At 57.4% G+C, this 13,723-nt stretch carries 12 protein-coding genes and 2 pseudogenes; 4 read left to right on the top strand and 10 right to left on the bottom strand.

The window, feature by feature from the left end:
- Positions 1 to 47: 47 nt before the first annotated feature.
- A pseudogene (locus ACWGKN_RS08710) lies at positions 48 to 140 on the top strand (flavodoxin family protein); the annotation flags it as partial.
- Between the two features lie 62 nt (positions 141 to 202).
- Here ACWGKN_RS08710 and ACWGKN_RS08705 read toward each other — a convergent pair.
- Positions 203 to 733 (bottom strand): annotated as a pseudogene (locus tag ACWGKN_RS08705) (IS4 family transposase); the annotation flags it as partial.
- Entirely contained in the window at positions 687 to 845 is a 159-nt protein-coding gene (locus ACWGKN_RS08700) for a hypothetical protein (protein ID WP_452095055.1), read from the bottom strand. The gene ACWGKN_RS08700 and the pseudogene ACWGKN_RS08705, both read right to left, overlap by 47 nt.
- Positions 846 to 992: 147 nt before the next feature.
- On the opposite strand from ACWGKN_RS08700, the gene ACWGKN_RS08695 reads away from it, so the two are divergent.
- The 3 genes from ACWGKN_RS08695 to ACWGKN_RS08685 all read left to right on the top strand — a co-directional run bounded on the left by ACWGKN_RS08695 (position 993) and on the right by ACWGKN_RS08685 (position 3,770).
- Entirely contained in the window at positions 993 to 1,685 is a 693-nt protein-coding gene (locus tag ACWGKN_RS08695; protein WP_452095054.1) for a Crp/Fnr family transcriptional regulator, read from the top strand.
- Positions 1,686 to 2,114: 429 nt separating this feature from the next.
- Complete coding sequence (locus ACWGKN_RS08690; protein WP_452095053.1) at positions 2,115 to 2,630, top strand: flavodoxin family protein; 516 nt, start codon at positions 2,115 to 2,117, stop codon at positions 2,628 to 2,630.
- Positions 2,631 to 2,978: 348 nt separating this feature from the next.
- Positions 2,979 to 3,770, top strand: coding sequence for a DUF169 domain-containing protein (locus ACWGKN_RS08685; RefSeq protein WP_424253947.1), 792 nt, complete (start codon positions 2,979 to 2,981; stop codon positions 3,768 to 3,770).
- 140 nt (positions 3,771 to 3,910) lie between these two features.
- Here ACWGKN_RS08685 and ACWGKN_RS08680 read toward each other — a convergent pair whose 3' ends face one another.
- The 8 genes from ACWGKN_RS08680 to ACWGKN_RS08645 form a co-directional block, all read right to left on the bottom strand.
- Positions 3,911 to 5,551: an IS1634 family transposase gene (locus ACWGKN_RS08680; protein WP_452095052.1), complete on the bottom strand. Its 1,641-nt coding sequence runs from the start codon at positions 5,549 to 5,551 to the stop codon at positions 3,911 to 3,913.
- A gap of 121 nt (positions 5,552 to 5,672) precedes the next feature.
- Positions 5,673 to 5,906 carry an HTH domain-containing protein gene (locus ACWGKN_RS08675; RefSeq protein ID WP_424253943.1) on the bottom strand — a complete coding sequence of 78 codons (234 nt, stop codon included), beginning with the start codon at positions 5,904 to 5,906 and terminating at the stop codon, positions 5,673 to 5,675.
- 417 nt (positions 5,907 to 6,323) lie between these two features.
- Positions 6,324 to 7,244: an electron transfer flavoprotein subunit alpha/FixB family protein gene (locus tag ACWGKN_RS08670; protein ID WP_035228840.1), complete on the bottom strand. Its 921-nt coding sequence runs from the start codon at positions 7,242 to 7,244 to the stop codon at positions 6,324 to 6,326.
- Positions 7,245 to 7,253: 9 nt separating this feature from the next.
- Positions 7,254 to 8,024 (bottom strand): electron transfer flavoprotein subunit beta/FixA family protein, encoded by a 771-nt coding sequence (locus tag ACWGKN_RS08665; protein ID WP_035228839.1) that lies wholly within the window; start codon positions 8,022 to 8,024, stop codon positions 7,254 to 7,256.
- 132 nt (positions 8,025 to 8,156) lie between these two features.
- Positions 8,157 to 10,142 carry a heterodisulfide reductase-related iron-sulfur binding cluster gene (locus tag ACWGKN_RS08660; RefSeq protein ID WP_035228841.1) on the bottom strand — a complete coding sequence of 662 codons (1,986 nt, stop codon included), beginning with the start codon at positions 10,140 to 10,142 and terminating at the stop codon, positions 8,157 to 8,159.
- Positions 10,143 to 10,257: 115 nt separating this feature from the next.
- The gene (locus tag ACWGKN_RS08655; protein WP_452095051.1) at positions 10,258 to 11,403 is read right to left on the bottom strand and encodes an acyl-CoA dehydrogenase; all 1,146 of its coding nucleotides are present in this window, start codon (positions 11,401 to 11,403) and stop codon (positions 10,258 to 10,260) included.
- A gap of 83 nt (positions 11,404 to 11,486) precedes the next feature.
- Entirely contained in the window at positions 11,487 to 12,347 is an 861-nt protein-coding gene (locus ACWGKN_RS08650; RefSeq protein WP_424253810.1) for a 3-hydroxybutyryl-CoA dehydrogenase, read from the bottom strand.
- A gap of 55 nt (positions 12,348 to 12,402) precedes the next feature.
- Entirely contained in the window at positions 12,403 to 13,698 is a 1,296-nt protein-coding gene (locus ACWGKN_RS08645) for a thiolase family protein (protein ID WP_452095050.1), read from the bottom strand.
- Between the last annotated feature and the right edge of the window lie 25 nt (positions 13,699 to 13,723).

The following is a 13,723-nucleotide window of genomic DNA, read 5'->3' as shown; positions in this document are numbered from 1 at the left end:
GTATACTCCTTGGGAAATCAAAGATCACTTTTCCCAAGGAGGAGACAATGAAACCACAGGTAGTAGGAATTTCGGGCAGCCCTGTCAAAAACTCAAATACAGACCGACTTGTCCAGGCAGTTCTGGAAAACACAGGTCTTAAAACAGACTTCATTAAGTTGTCTAAGTGCAAGGTCCAACCCTGTATCGCCTGCCTTGGCTGTACCAAAGACAATTCGCCCGGCAGCAGTATTCTGCTGACAAATGGCCGCTCACCTTCGTTGCCGGCGGTAAGGAATATTTTCCGCGGGATGCCACGATTGATGTCAAACCCGATGTGGGTTTTTGCTTTTTTGGCACCACCTCGATAATCGGCCCAGGTCATAGAAAGGACAGAGTCAATCAAGGAGCCATCAATTGCCACCAATTGGCCGAGTTCGGGAAATTTTTGCGGCAAGACTGTACGCGCCTGTTCTTGCAGAGCATTGAAGACATAAAGAAATTGTTCAAGACCTCTGTCATTCATAGCCTCAAAGAATGAACTCTTGGAAATACCTTTTTCCGGGGCAATATGTTCTCTTGCAAAGTCATCCTCCTTCAGATTCTGGATGAGATGCCTACCGGAGGTATGCTCTTCTAGATGAAAGAAGATGAGAGCATTGAGTTGGTCGTTAAAATCCATTTGTAGAGGCCTGTTGCACCTGGATTCAAGCTGTGGGGCTTTTTTCAGGATCTTTTTTAAAGGGCGCTTCAGTTTTTTGAAGGAGACGGTCGAATATTTTGCTTTCGTTGGCAGTAATCGCGGCATTTTCATAACTCCTTGAATTAATAGGATAACTATGAAAATAATCGCGACCCGCTTTCATTGATTTGTCAAGTTAAGTATTCGTTTTATTTATATTTTTCGTATTTTTTTAACTGCAATTTTCTAACCGGACATTACTGATGAATAGTACGAAAAGTGCGAAAATTTTGATAATGTAATGATATGATATGATAGAGGAAACTAACAAATGAGTTGTCTTTGTCAAGAAATCGCAGGTAAGGACGTTAAGCTGTCACCAATCTGCATCGGTCAATTGTGGATGTTCAATAATCTTGAACCGTCAGACCTGGCGGCATTAGCCAAAGAAGCACAGCGAAAGAAGATGGTGAAGGGACAGGTGCTGTTCATGCAGTCTGATTCTGCCGATGAACTATTTCTCATAAAAGGCGGGCGCATTAAACTTGTAAAAGTTCTTGAAGATGGCAGCGAACTTACTTTGGATATACGAAAAGCTGGCGACTTTGTCGGTGAGAATATCTTTTTAGATCAGGGAGAATATCCGGTGAGTGCCATTTGTCTCGAAGATACATTGACTTGTGGATATAGCAGAAATCAGTTTGAACAGCTTGTTCTCAAAAATCCTAATATCGGGCTTCAGGTAATAAGAAATTTGAGTGAGAGAGTCTCATGGCTTACCAGCCAGGTAGGTAGTCTGGCGGCGACGAATATCGAAAAGCGGCTCTATAGTGTCCTGTGCAATGTCGCCAAAGAGCATGGGACAGCGAGCGCTCGTGGATGGGTGATACAGTTTCCCCTGACTCATGAAGATCTGAGTTTTTTAATTGGTGCTCACCGAGTCAGTATCACCCGTGCCATGAAAACCTTGAAAGTTGCAGGTAAAATAATTCTTGAGGGCAAAAAGCTCATTGTGCTGTCGTAGAATGTTACAGCTTATCCATTCTTCCTTGAAATTCTCCCTATAAACAGAGCTCACCTGTTTGCTACACCCTTTATTCTATACTTGTCCCTTTAATCGTTCACACCAGTCACGTTGAGTCCATTGGATACTGATCAACCCCTCTGTTCCGTTGAGAAATGAAATTTTGTGGTTCAGCTGATATGTGATGATCAAAGGATTTTCAATTAAAAAAATAACATTTCATAATGTAGCAGCTGCTACAGATACATCACGCAACTTCGTTTAAGATTTTGATCGATCTTGAAAGAAAAAAAGCTCTGTATGGGAAGTTTCAACTTATTGCTCTACCAGGCAGCTGTATAAAAAATTGCAAAACAGATCGCTTAATTAAAACTGTTTTTCAATACAGCGTTCTATTCTTAATCGTAGGTTAAATAACAGGAGGTTATCATGAAAGTTTTAGTTGCTTATTTTAGCCAGAGTGGAAATACGGAGAAGATCGCTAAAGGTATCTGGGAAGAAGCATCCCGGACGAATGAGGCAGATTTGAAAAAGCTTGAGGATGTCGGTGCTGAAGATTTCGCTGGATATGATTTTATCTTCATTGGTTCACCTCTCCATTCAGCCAATCTGGCTGCACCGGTTAAAGAGTTCTTGACTAACGTTAAGGCAGGTTCGAGCCAAAAAATGGCTGGCTTCATAACCCATTTCGCCCCGGCTTATCCGAACCAGGACATGGATCAATTTACAGAACCTATTCAAACAGTATGTGAGGAAAAGAAAATTGAATATAAAGGCTGTTTTGACTGCCAAGGAGCTCTGACCAAATCTTTGCACGACGCGGTGCAGAAAAAGCTCAACTTGTCTGACGAGGCATGGGGGGATATGGTTAAACAGATGACAGGAAGTCCAAAAGAAGAAGACGTGGCAAAAGCCAAAGCGTTTACAAGAGAAGTCTTGGGCTGATTACTCCCTATACATTCGTTCAGGACTCCTGATTCATAAGAAATACTTCTCGTAAAGCAGAGCGAGTGCTGAACTTGTTGCATTTGGACTCAGTAGGCTTCAGGAGTCCTGCTGAGCTGCGGGATAAGATCAAGTTGGAAATCTGAAAGAGAAGCTTTCCTGAGACCTCTGCCATGTTGTCCAATATCCACTGATATATGGAGATTTGAGCTTCTTGACAGGAGCACACCGTTTCGGTATTGCCCGATTATGAAAAGCAGGACGTGATATGCATCACGGTAACACTCACGATCCTCAAACACTGAAGAAGGCCAGATGAGTGGGTATCGGCAAAAAAAGGAGATGACCATGGAAAAGATAAATCTGAAAGAGGCAGCCGTTTTTATACGTGAGGATCTTCGTCTTAAAACCTTCCCCGTAGCTGTAAAGTTCCTGCAAGACGGGACTAAATTCCCTGAGAAGGCTCGCCGACCCTCAGTTGCAATGGGCAAAAGAATCGCTCTCTGTCAAGGCATTACCATGGTCAGGAGCTATGGATGGACAGTTGGACTTGCCAAAGAAGACATAATCTGTGTACCAGCTGCAATAGCCTTTGGATTCAGTGATGCAACAGACCCCTCTTTATCACTTGCCGGCCTCTTTCGTGAAGTAGGTTTTTCCGGTAACAATGATCTCGCCCGGAAAGAGACATCATCTATGAGCAGATTCAAGAACGGAGAGATAAAAGGGATTATATTGGCCCCCGTGGAAAAAGTAACTTTTCAACCAGATACTGTTATCATTTATGGCAATCCCGCTCAAATGATGCGTTTGGCTCAAGCTTGGACATACGTAACCGGAAAACGCCTGGCTGGAGAATGCGGAGGTAAGGTGGAGTGTGATGAATATCTCATTGCCCCTTTTAAGATGCAATGCCCAAGGATGGTCATTCCCGGAAATGGTGAACGTGTTTTTGCCGCTACTCAGGATGATGAGATGGTCCTGGCATTTCCTGTCAAATGCCTCGCTGATATGGTTAAGGGACTGAGGGAGGCAGGGAAGGCTATTGGCGTCCGTTATCCCGTCACTCCTTACCAGAACTTTCAGCCTGAACTCCCCGCTGCGCACGTGAAGTTAGGGAAAGAAATTGGCATATTATGAAGCATCCAGGTCGTTTACAAGGATATGATTTTGACTCATCTTCAACAGTTGAAAAAAAATAATTATACGATTTCAGATTGATAAAGGACGCATAAAAAGTGTTGGCACTACCTGGCATGGACAATCTGCGGAAAACCCACTCATATTTCACGTATGGTTTGCGGCAAGGCAACACCAACCGCCTGAAACACCTTGCCACAGGTTCCGCTACATGCCGTGCGGACAGTAAGGCTTCGACCACTTTCCTCGACAACGACCTCCTGCAAGGCCTGGAGATCCCGCTTGATATCCGCCCATTCGAACCGATGGCCCGCAGCTTCCAGGCGGCGATCCAGTTCCTTACGCAGGACAAGCGCCAGAAAACTGCAAAAGACATGGCCCCGGATTGTCTCGTCCCGTTTGTGGAAAACCGGCCTGGTGTCGAGCACCGACTTCACGTCGCGGAAGACCTGTTCCACCTGCCAGAGTTCCTTGTACTTGCGGGCCACCCGCTCGGCAGAGAGGGTCATATTGGTGCGCAACACCCATTTGCCATCAAATCGGGCTTCCGCCGCGATCTTGTCTGTATCGATTGTCATGCCACCTTTGCAGACCTTGATATATCTGGCATATCCGCGATTACCGACCAGCCCTTTGGGGTTGGTTTGAATCCGCTCCTCGAGGGCTGCGATCATGGCTTGTCTCGCGGCCGCATCTTTTCTCTGCTGCCTGGCGTTGCGGCAGACGATGTAACGCCGCCCCTCCGCCAGAACCTCTTTGACAGCCAGGGGCGAAGGAGACTTGGCATCCGTTCTCTCGGGAGAGACCTCGTGGTACCGCCCGGCTCTGGAGAGGACCTCTTCGCTCACCTCTTTCACCCGGCGCATCCTGGCGCCCAGGATATAGGGAATATCGCAGTCCGGATTCTCCAGGCTCTTGATCGTATCGGCGCTTATCATGCCCCGATCCGCTACGATACGGAAGCGCTTGATGCCGAAACGACTTTGCAGTCTTGCCACCACCGGCAGCAGGCTCGTGACATCGGCGGTGTTGCCGGGCCACAGTTCACAACAGATAGGGCGGCCATTGTCATCGAGAATCGCCCCGACCACCATCTGTTTGCGGTCAGGCCGGTGGTCTTTGCTGTGCCCGAACTGGCCGAGAGTCTCGCCGCCCTCTCCCTCAAAGTAGATCGAGGTTGTATCGAAGAAGACAAGGTCCAGGCTGGTAAACAGGTTGCGGTGTCGGGCAAACAGTCCTTCCTCGATCAGGTCTTTCGTGCAGCGGGGGCTGAAAGGTGTCGCTCCATGCTGATCAATCAAGATCTCCCCGAGAAATGCCATGGCCCGATATGCGTGATGCAGGGCGATTTCCTCAACTCCGGCAACCGCGTAGTCACGCCGCCACTGCTCACACGACCGGTCGGATCCCGACATGAACAAGCGATGCAAGACCGTGAGGAAAATCGCCCGCTCAATATCAAATGCAAACTTCCGGTCAGCAAGCAGGTTGTTGATAATCGTCGGCAGGCCGAGTTCCAGCCAGAGTCGTGCAAAGATCGGTGCCGGGCCGATTTTTACGGCATGGGCGGTGACATCGACCTTGCCGGAGAGAACCGGCAAGGTCTTCTCCGAGAACCTGGCCAGCGAGCGGATAAGGGTCTCGACACTTCCCTTGGCCTGGAGTTGATCGAGACGACCAACGGTGGAGATGACACGCTGGCAGACTTTGCCACCGATCTTGTTGTTTTCGACAAGTTGCAGATACTGGTACCGGCCGGATTTTTTGATGCGTGCAAACATGGAGGCCTCCCTTGTTGAGGACACCCCCGGAATATCGATAAACAGCCTATGTAGTCAAGAGAATGTGAAGGTTGCGTTGGGACTACCGGTTTTACATTTCCTAACAACCTGCATTGTTAAATCAATAAGTTGCAAAAGGAATAGAGCAAAAACTATCCCTCAAGTGTTGAAGAAAAGCTTGATATTGAAAGTCGTAGCGGAGGGGAATGCCGTAGATGTTCCTCAACTTGGCGACGTAGCGTTTGACCGTCGGGATGGAACATTCCAACCGCTGGGCGATTTTTTCGGTGGTCAGTGCATAGGAATTGGTTTGGAAAATGCTGAGAAGCTCGAAGATGCGATCAACCTGAGCCATTGAGGGTGCACTCCTTTTCTGTCACATATCACGGTGCAAAACGATGAGTGGGACTGGTTTGCCTATCATTTACCGTACCTTCTGGGGCTACCACGTTTTGGGGCAAAAGGCAATCCATCGGCAATGACGATCTTGAGAATTATCGGTGCAAAACGCAGGAGTATCGCATGACCAGAACCTGACGACAGGTTGGGCAGCAAGAGGAGATATCAGTTGCCGGACACGTATGGAAAGAGAGCGGCCGTCGCTGTCAGGCAACGGCGGAGTACGACTTTTCTGTCAATTTGTCGACAGAATGTGATTTGAGAGGGAAATTGGTGTGGAGGAGAATCCCGCTTCGGATGGGACAAGGCCAAAAGCGATGAGAAAATTGCGGGACGACGGCTGTGCAGGGGGCCGTCGTCCCGCCCGCCGGCCTTAGAGGGCCTGCAGTTTTTCGGTCAGAACCGGCAGCAGCTGCTTGAGATCGGCGACGGCGAAGACGTCGGCGACATCGCCGATCGGGGCGTCGCGGTCGGTGTTGATCGCCACCACGAACTCCGATTTCTTCATCCCGGCCAGGTGCTGGACGGCGCCGGAGATACCGCAGGCGACGTACAGTTTGGGCGACACGGTGAGGCCGGTGGTGCCGACCTGGCGGTTGTGCTCGACCCACTGGGCGTCGACCACCGGGCGGCTGGCGCCGTACTCGCCGCCCAGGGCCTTGGCCAGACCGGCGACGAGGGTGATGTTCTCGGGCTTGCCGACCCCGCGGCCGGCGCTGACGATGACCTCCGACTTGGTGAGGTCGACGCCGCCATGCTCGGCGGCCTCGTAGCCGAGCAGCGCGACCCGGCCCTGGCCCTCGCCCTTGACGGCGATGACCTCGGGGCTGCCGGCGGCGGCATCGGCCAGGGAGAAGGCCCCGGCCTGGAGGGTGGCGATCGTCACCGCCCCGTTACCGGCGACGGTCCGGCGCAGCTTGGCGTTGCAGGCCGGGACCACCAGCCGGCCGGCGTCCACCGCCACCACCTCCGACACCTGCGCCGCCTTGAGGCTGGCGGCCAGCCGCGGGGCAAGGTCCCAGCCGTAGGAACTGTGGCTGAAGACGATCATCTCCGGCTGCTCCTGTGCCACGACATCGAGGAGCAGGCGCTTGTGGGCATCGGGATTGTATTCGCCGTACGTCGCGACATCGGCGAGATAGAGCCGGCCGGCAAATTTCGGCAGCTCGGCGGCGCCGTCGCCGACCAGGAACATCGCGCATTCGGCCCCGAATTGGCCGGCGAAGGCCAGCAGCTCGGTGTAGCTCTCCAGTAATTTCTTTTGTCTGTATTCGGCTACCAACAGCATTTTCATATCGATCTCCTATGCCAGTACGCTGGTTTTTTCTTTCAGGATCCGGATCAGCCGGTCGGCGACCTCGCCGACATCGCCCTCGAGGAACACGCCGCCACCCTTCTTTTCCGGGAAGGTCAGCTTTACCGTATTGAGCAGGGCGTCGGCCGGGCTCAGATCGGCGGCGGCCACGGTCAGCAGCTCCTTCTTCTTCGCCTTCATGATATTGGGCAAGGTCGGGTAGCGCGGGGTGTTGAGGCCGAGCTGGCAGGTGACCAGGGCCGGCAGGGTGGCCTCGACGGTGGCCTTGACCCCGCCCTCGAGCTCACGCTTGACGGTGATCGTGTTGCCGGCCAGGGCGAAACCGACGATCGTGGTGACGGCCGGCAGTCCCAGCAGTTCGGCGGCCATGACCCCGACCTGGCCGCTGCCGCGGTCCTGTGACTGCATGCCGGTGAAGATCAGGTCGAAGCCCTTGTCCCTGGCGAAGGCGGCGATCAGCGAGGCGATCTGGAACGGGTCGCGCCGATGGCTCTGGTCGTCGGCGATGTGGACGCCGCGGTCGCAGCCCATCGCCAGGGCCTTTTTCATCGTTTCCTTGACCTGGTCCGGGCCGATGCAGAGCACGGTCAGGTCGGCGCCGGTGGCCTCCTTGACCTGGACCGCCTGCTCGACCGCGTACTCGTCGTACTCGTTCATGCGCCAGGCCAGATCGCCGCGGTCATACCACACGCCGTCGGTGTCGATCTTGAATTTCGATTCCATGTCCGGAACCTGTTTGATGCATACCAGCAGTTTCATTGTGTTCCTCCACAAGAATGATGTTGTTTAGTGAGCCTTGTGAGTCTTTTCAAAATGGATTTCTCGTTTCGCTTGGAAATGACACAGGGAAGGGTGTCATTTCGATCAGCGGCAAAAATCCCAGCCACCCGCTCAGGCCGGCAGCCGCTCCACCAGGACCTCGGCGATATCGCGGGGCCGCAGGCTCTCCTCGATCCCGGCGCCCTTGACCCCGTCCTCGAACATCGTCAGGCAGAAGGGGCAGTTGGCCAGCAGCAGACCGGTGCCGGTGGCCGCCGCCTGCTGTACCCGGGCGACATTGATCCGGCTGCCGAGTTTTTCCTCGGCGAGGATCCGGCCGCCGCCGGCGCCGCAGCAGAAGCCCTGATCGCGGTTCTTTTCCATCTCGGCGATCCGGCCGCCGGCGGTCGCGATCAGCTGGCGCGGCGCTGCGTAGAGGCCGTTGTGGCGGCCGAGATAGCAGGAGTCGTGGTAGCTGCAGTCGAATGGGGCACCGGTGATCCTGAGCCGGCCTTCGGCCACCAGCCGCGACAGGAAGACCGGATGGGGCTCGACCTCGATCGTCAGGCCGAGATCGCGATAATCCTTGGTCAGGGTGTTGAAGCAGTGCGGGCAGGTGGTGACGATCCGTTTGGCCCCGGAGGCCTCGATCACCCCGATGTTTTCGCTCGCCATGGTCTGGTAGAGGTACTCGTTGCCCATCTTCCGGGCCGGTTCGCCGCAGCACTTCTCGTCCTTGCCGAGGATGCCGACCTTGATGCCGGCGGCCTTGCACAGGGTCACGAAGCTGCGGGCGACGGCGATGTTGCGCTTGTCGAAGCTGGCATAGCAGCCGACGAAGTAGAGGACGTCGAAGTCCTGGCCGGTGCCGGCATCGATCAGCTCCAGGCCCTCGGCCCAGTCGCCGCGCGAGGCATAGCCCATCCCCAGGGGATTGCCGTTGACCTCGATCTGCTCCATCGCCGTCATGACCTCGTCGCCGGGGAATTCCCCCTCCATCAGCACCAGGTTGCGCCGCAGTTCGACGATCTTGTCGACGTGCTCGATCGCCGCCGGGCAGATGTCCTGGCAGGCCCGGCAGGTGGTGCAGGACCAGATCGCGTCGCGGCCGACCGTCTCGATCAGGTCGGCCTCGGGGGCGGTGAAGGCGGTCTCGCCGATCCGGTTGACGACCTGCATCGGCGACAGCGGCTTGTCGGTGTTGTGGGCCGGACAGCGATCCTGGCAGCGCTTGCACTGGGTGCAGGCGTCACCGTCGAAGATGTCCTTCCAGCTCAGGTCGCCGACCGTGCGGGCGCCGAACGACTCGGTGTCCTCGTTTTCGAGGTCGATCGTCGCCAGCTTGCCGACCGGGCCGCGGTTGGCGAGGAAGAGGTTGGCGCTGGTGGTCAGGATGTGGCGGAACTTGGTGTAGGGGACCAGGCCGATGAACAGCACCGCCAGCAGCAGGTGGAACCACCACAGGCCGCGATGCAGCGCCAGCAGGGTTGGTTCTCCCATGCCGCCGACCAGTCCGGCCAGCCCCATCCCCACCGGCGACCAGGCCGCCAGCGGGTTGCCGGCCTCGGTGACCGCCATCCGCGCCCCTTCGATGAAGAAACCGGTGAGCAGGATGGCGAACAGCAGGCCGTGCATGATGACATCGTCCCTGCCTGTCTGCAACCCGGCGGGCTTGACGACCCAGCGCCGGACCAGCAGGCCGAAGAGGGTGACCACCGCCGCCAGACCGGCGAGGTCGAGGACCAGGCTGAAGATCTTGTAAAAGGTGCCCTTGAGGAAGACGAAATCGAACAGCAGGTCGGTGAAATCGGCCTGGACCACGATCAGGGAGGTGCCGACGAAGAGCAGGGCGAATCCCCAGAAGAACAGGGAGTGGGCCAGGCCCGGACCCTTGACCCGCAGGACCCTGGTCTGCAGCAGCACGTCCCGCAGCATGGCGGCGGCGCGGGCCAGCGGCTGGTCGAGCCGGTCTTTCGGTTTACCGAGCCGGTAGGTTTCGGCCCGGCGGACGAAGCCATAGACGAGGGCGGCTATGGCGGCAATGGCCAGCAGGTACATCGGCACGAGGGTGGCCGCGCCGTGGCCGACATTCCAGTAAATTGCGCGGGTGAATTCCATGGCGATCACAAAAAAAACGGGAGTGCCGGGCGACATCTCCCTTGGTCAGCGGGGCGGCAGGGCCGGCCATGCGGTCGGGCCCTGCCGGTTGGCGGGAAGTATCAGCGAACAGCGATCAGCGGGTCAACGCCGTACCGATCACCAGGCGCTGGACCTCGCTGGTTCCCTCGTAGATCTCGGTGATCTTGGCGTCGCGCATCATCCGCTCGACCGGGAACTCACGGGTATAGCCGTAGCCGCCGAACAGCTGCACGGCCTGGGTGGTGACCCGCATCGCCGTCTCGCTGGCGAACAGCTTGGCCATGGCCGATTCCTGCGAGTAGGACAGGTGGGCGCTGGCCCGGTAGGCGGCGTTGTAGACGAGCAGCCGGGCGGCCTGGACCTGGGTCGCCATGTCGGCGAGCTGGAAGGTGACGCCCTGGAAGGCGGTGATCTTCTTGTTGAACTGCTCCCGCTGGGTGGTGTAGTTGATAGCGGCCTCGAGGGCCCCCTGGGCGATGCCGAGGGCCTGGGAGGCGATGCCGATGCGGCCGCCGTCGAGGGTCTTCATCGCCACCTTGAAACCCTTGCCTTCCTCGCCGAGCAGGTTTTCCTTCGGCACCCGGCAGTTCTCGAACACCAGTTCCATGGTCGGTGACGAGCGGATACCCATCTTCTTCTCCTTCTTGCCGAACGAGAACCCCGGGGTTCCCTTTTCGACGATGAAGGCGGTGATGCCGTGGTGCTTCTCGGCATTCTTGTCGGTCCGGGCGAAGACGACATAGGTGTCGGCGTCACCGGCGTTGGTGATGAAGATCTTGGTGCCGTTGAGGACCCACTCGTCACCCTGACGGACCGCCGTGGTCCTGGTGCCGCCGGCGTCGGACCCGGCCGAGGGCTCGGTCAGGCCGAAGGCGCCAAGGGCCGTGCCCTGGGCCAGCGGGACGAGGTATTTCATCTTCTGCTCTTCGGTGCCGAACAGGTAGATCGGGTTGGAACAGAGGGACAGGTGGGCCGAGAGGGTGACACCGGTCGAGCCGCAGACCCGCGACAGTTCCTCGACGGCGATGGCGTAGCTGATGTAGTCGGCGCCGGCGCCGCCGTATTCCTCGGGGAAGACGATGCCGGTGAGGCCGAGTTCGCCCAGGCGATCGAACATCAGGGCGCGGTCGAAATGCTCCTGCTCGTCGCGCTCGGCGGCCGAGGGGGCGACCTCGGTCTCGGCGAATTGGCGTACCATGTCACGGAGCAGGTTCTGTTCTTCGGTCAATTCAAATTTCATGGCAATACTCCTGTCGGTTGGTATTCAGCCTTGCCGCCCGGCGGCATGGCGTTAGTCCTGTTATCGCAGTTGCAGGATCGGGTTCACGCTTTCGGGGCGTAGGTATAAAAGCCGCGGCCGCTCTTGCGGCCCAGCCAGCCGGCCTCGACGTACTGGCGGAGCAGGGGGCAGGGACGGTACTTCGGATCGCCCAGGCCCTGGTGCAGGGTGGTGAGGATCGCCAGGCAGGTGTCGAGGCCGATCAGGTCGGCCAGGGCCAGCGGTCCCATCGGGTGGTTCATCCCGTACTCCATGACCTTGTCGATCGATTCGCGGTCGCCGACGCCCTGGTAAAGGCAGAAAATGGCCTCGTTGATCATCGGCAGCAGGATGCGGTTGGCGATGAATCCCGGGTAATCGCTGGCCTGGGCCGGGACCTTGCCCATCTTGACGGCCAGATCGACGGTCACCTGGTAGGTCTCGTCCGAGGTCGGCAGGGCGCGGATGACCTCGACCAGCTTCATCACCGGCACCGGGTTCATGAAGTGCATGCCGATGACCTTGTCGGGCCGGCTCGTGCGCGCGGCGATGCGGCCGATCGGGATCGACGAGGTGTTGGAGGCGAGGATGGTGTGGGGCGGGCAGATGCTATCGAGTTGGGTAAAGATGTTGAACTTGATATCCTCTTTCTCCGAGGCCGCCTCGACGACGATATCGGCATCCTTCATGGCCGCGAGATCGGTGACGGTCCTGATCCGGCCGAGGATGGCCTCCATCTCGTCGGTCGACAGCTTGCCCTTGTCGACGCTGCGCTGCAGGTTGGCGGTGATGACCTTCATCCCCTTGGCGACGAATTCGTCGGCAATGTCGTGGAGGATGACGTTCAGACCGCTGGCGGCGGCGACCTGGGCGATGCCGCCGCCCATCTGGCCGGCGCCGATGACTCCAAAGGTTGTTACTTGCATGGCTCTCTCCTGAAATTTCTTGTATAAAATTCGGTTGCAACCGGAATCAACGGTGTTATGCGCCCCTGTTGCTGACCACCATGGCCATGCCCATGCCGCCGCCGATGCACATGCTGATCAGGCCGGTGGCGTGGTTGCCGCGCTGCATCTGGTTGAGGGTGGCGACCATCTGCCGGGCGCCGGTGCAGCCGACCGGGTGGCCCATCGAGATGGCGCTGCCGTAACGGTTGGGTTTGTCGACGTCGATCCCCAGTTCGAGCATGCAGCCGATCGCCTGGGAGGCGAAGGCCTCGTTCAGCTCGATCAGGTCGATATCGGCGATCGTCATCTTCGCCTGTTTCAGGGCGCGGCGGATCGCCGGCACCGGACCGAGGCCCATGTAGGCCGGGTCGACCCCGCCCGAGGCGAAGCTCTCGATGGTCAGCAGCGGTTTGAGCCCCAGGGCCCTGGCCCGGCTCTCGCTCATCAAGAGCACCGCCGCCGCCCCGTCGTTGATCCCGGAGGCGTTGCCGGCGGTGACCGAGCCATCCTTGGTGAAGACCGGCCGCAGCTTGGCCAGTTTCTCCATGCTGGTGACCATCGGCCGCTCGTCGCGGTCGACGATGATCTCCTGCTTGCGCGAGGGGACCTTGACCGGGACGATCTCGCTGGCGAAGATCCCGGTTTCGATTGCCTCCATGGCCCGGGCATGGCTCTGGCGGGCCAGGCGGTCCTGGTCCTCGCGGCTGATGGCGTACAGCCTGGCGATGTTCTCGGCGGTGACGCCCATGTGGTAGCCGTAGAATTTCTCGTACAGGGCGTCATAGACCATCAGGTCGTGGATCTCGCCGACCCCGGTGATCTCCATGCGGTAGCCCCAGCGCCCCTTCATCAGGGCCATCGGCACCTGGCTCATGTTCTCCTGGCCGCCGGCGAGCACCACCTCGGCCTGGCCGGTCATGATCGACTGGGCGGCCAGCGCGATCGCCTTGAGGCCGGAGCCGCAGACCTTGTTGATGGTGAAGGCCGGGGTCTCCTTGGCGATCCCGGCCCGGATCGTCGCCTGGCGGGCCGGGTTCTGCCCCTGGCCGGCCTGGAGGACGTTGCCCATGATGACCTCGTCGACGGCGATCTCGCGCAGGCCGGCGTCCCAGCCGGCATATTTCTCTTCCAACTCGGTTTGGTTGCGATCGGCGAGCCTGCCCGGCACGGTCTCGGCCAGATCGGCGCCGGCCACCGGCCGCAGCCCGGCCTTGACCAGGGTCTCCCGCAGGACCAGGGCTCCGAGGTCGACCACCGCCACATCCTTCAGGACGCCGCCGAAGGCGCCCACCGCTGTTCTGCATCCGCTGACAATGACAGCCTTTTCCATTTCGTATACTCCAGTCTGGGTTTGC

This window comes from Desulfoprunum sp., from assembly GCF_053613775.1.
This window is presented reverse-complemented; position numbering and strand designations above follow the sequence as displayed.

What these genes read in the sequence shown, in the direction of transcription:
- ACWGKN_RS08700 (WP_452095055.1), bottom strand. Translation starts at nt 845, where the DNA reads ATGAAAGCGGGTCGCGATTATTTTCATAGTTATCCTATTAATTCAAGG.
- ACWGKN_RS08695 (WP_452095054.1), top strand. Translation starts at nt 993, where the DNA reads ATGAGTTGTCTTTGTCAAGAAATCGCAGGTAAGGACGTTAAGCTGTCA.
- ACWGKN_RS08690 (WP_452095053.1), top strand. Translation starts at nt 2,115, where the DNA reads ATGAAAGTTTTAGTTGCTTATTTTAGCCAGAGTGGAAATACGGAGAAG.
- ACWGKN_RS08685 (WP_424253947.1), top strand. Translation starts at nt 2,979, where the DNA reads ATGGAAAAGATAAATCTGAAAGAGGCAGCCGTTTTTATACGTGAGGAT.
- ACWGKN_RS08680 (WP_452095052.1), bottom strand. Translation starts at nt 5,551, where the DNA reads ATGTTTGCACGCATCAAAAAATCCGGCCGGTACCAGTATCTGCAACTT.
- ACWGKN_RS08675 (WP_424253943.1), bottom strand. Translation starts at nt 5,906, where the DNA reads ATGGCTCAGGTTGATCGCATCTTCGAGCTTCTCAGCATTTTCCAAACC.
- ACWGKN_RS08670 (WP_035228840.1), bottom strand. Translation starts at nt 7,244, where the DNA reads ATGAAAATGCTGTTGGTAGCCGAATACAGACAAAAGAAATTACTGGAG.
- ACWGKN_RS08665 (WP_035228839.1), bottom strand. Translation starts at nt 8,024, where the DNA reads ATGAAACTGCTGGTATGCATCAAACAGGTTCCGGACATGGAATCGAAA.
- ACWGKN_RS08660 (WP_035228841.1), bottom strand. Translation starts at nt 10,142, where the DNA reads ATGGAATTCACCCGCGCAATTTACTGGAATGTCGGCCACGGCGCGGCC.
- ACWGKN_RS08655 (WP_452095051.1), bottom strand. Translation starts at nt 11,403, where the DNA reads ATGAAATTTGAATTGACCGAAGAACAGAACCTGCTCCGTGACATGGTA.
- ACWGKN_RS08650 (WP_424253810.1), bottom strand. Translation starts at nt 12,347, where the DNA reads ATGCAAGTAACAACCTTTGGAGTCATCGGCGCCGGCCAGATGGGCGGC.
- ACWGKN_RS08645 (WP_452095050.1), bottom strand. Translation starts at nt 13,698, where the DNA reads ATGGAAAAGGCTGTCATTGTCAGCGGATGCAGAACAGCGGTGGGCGCC.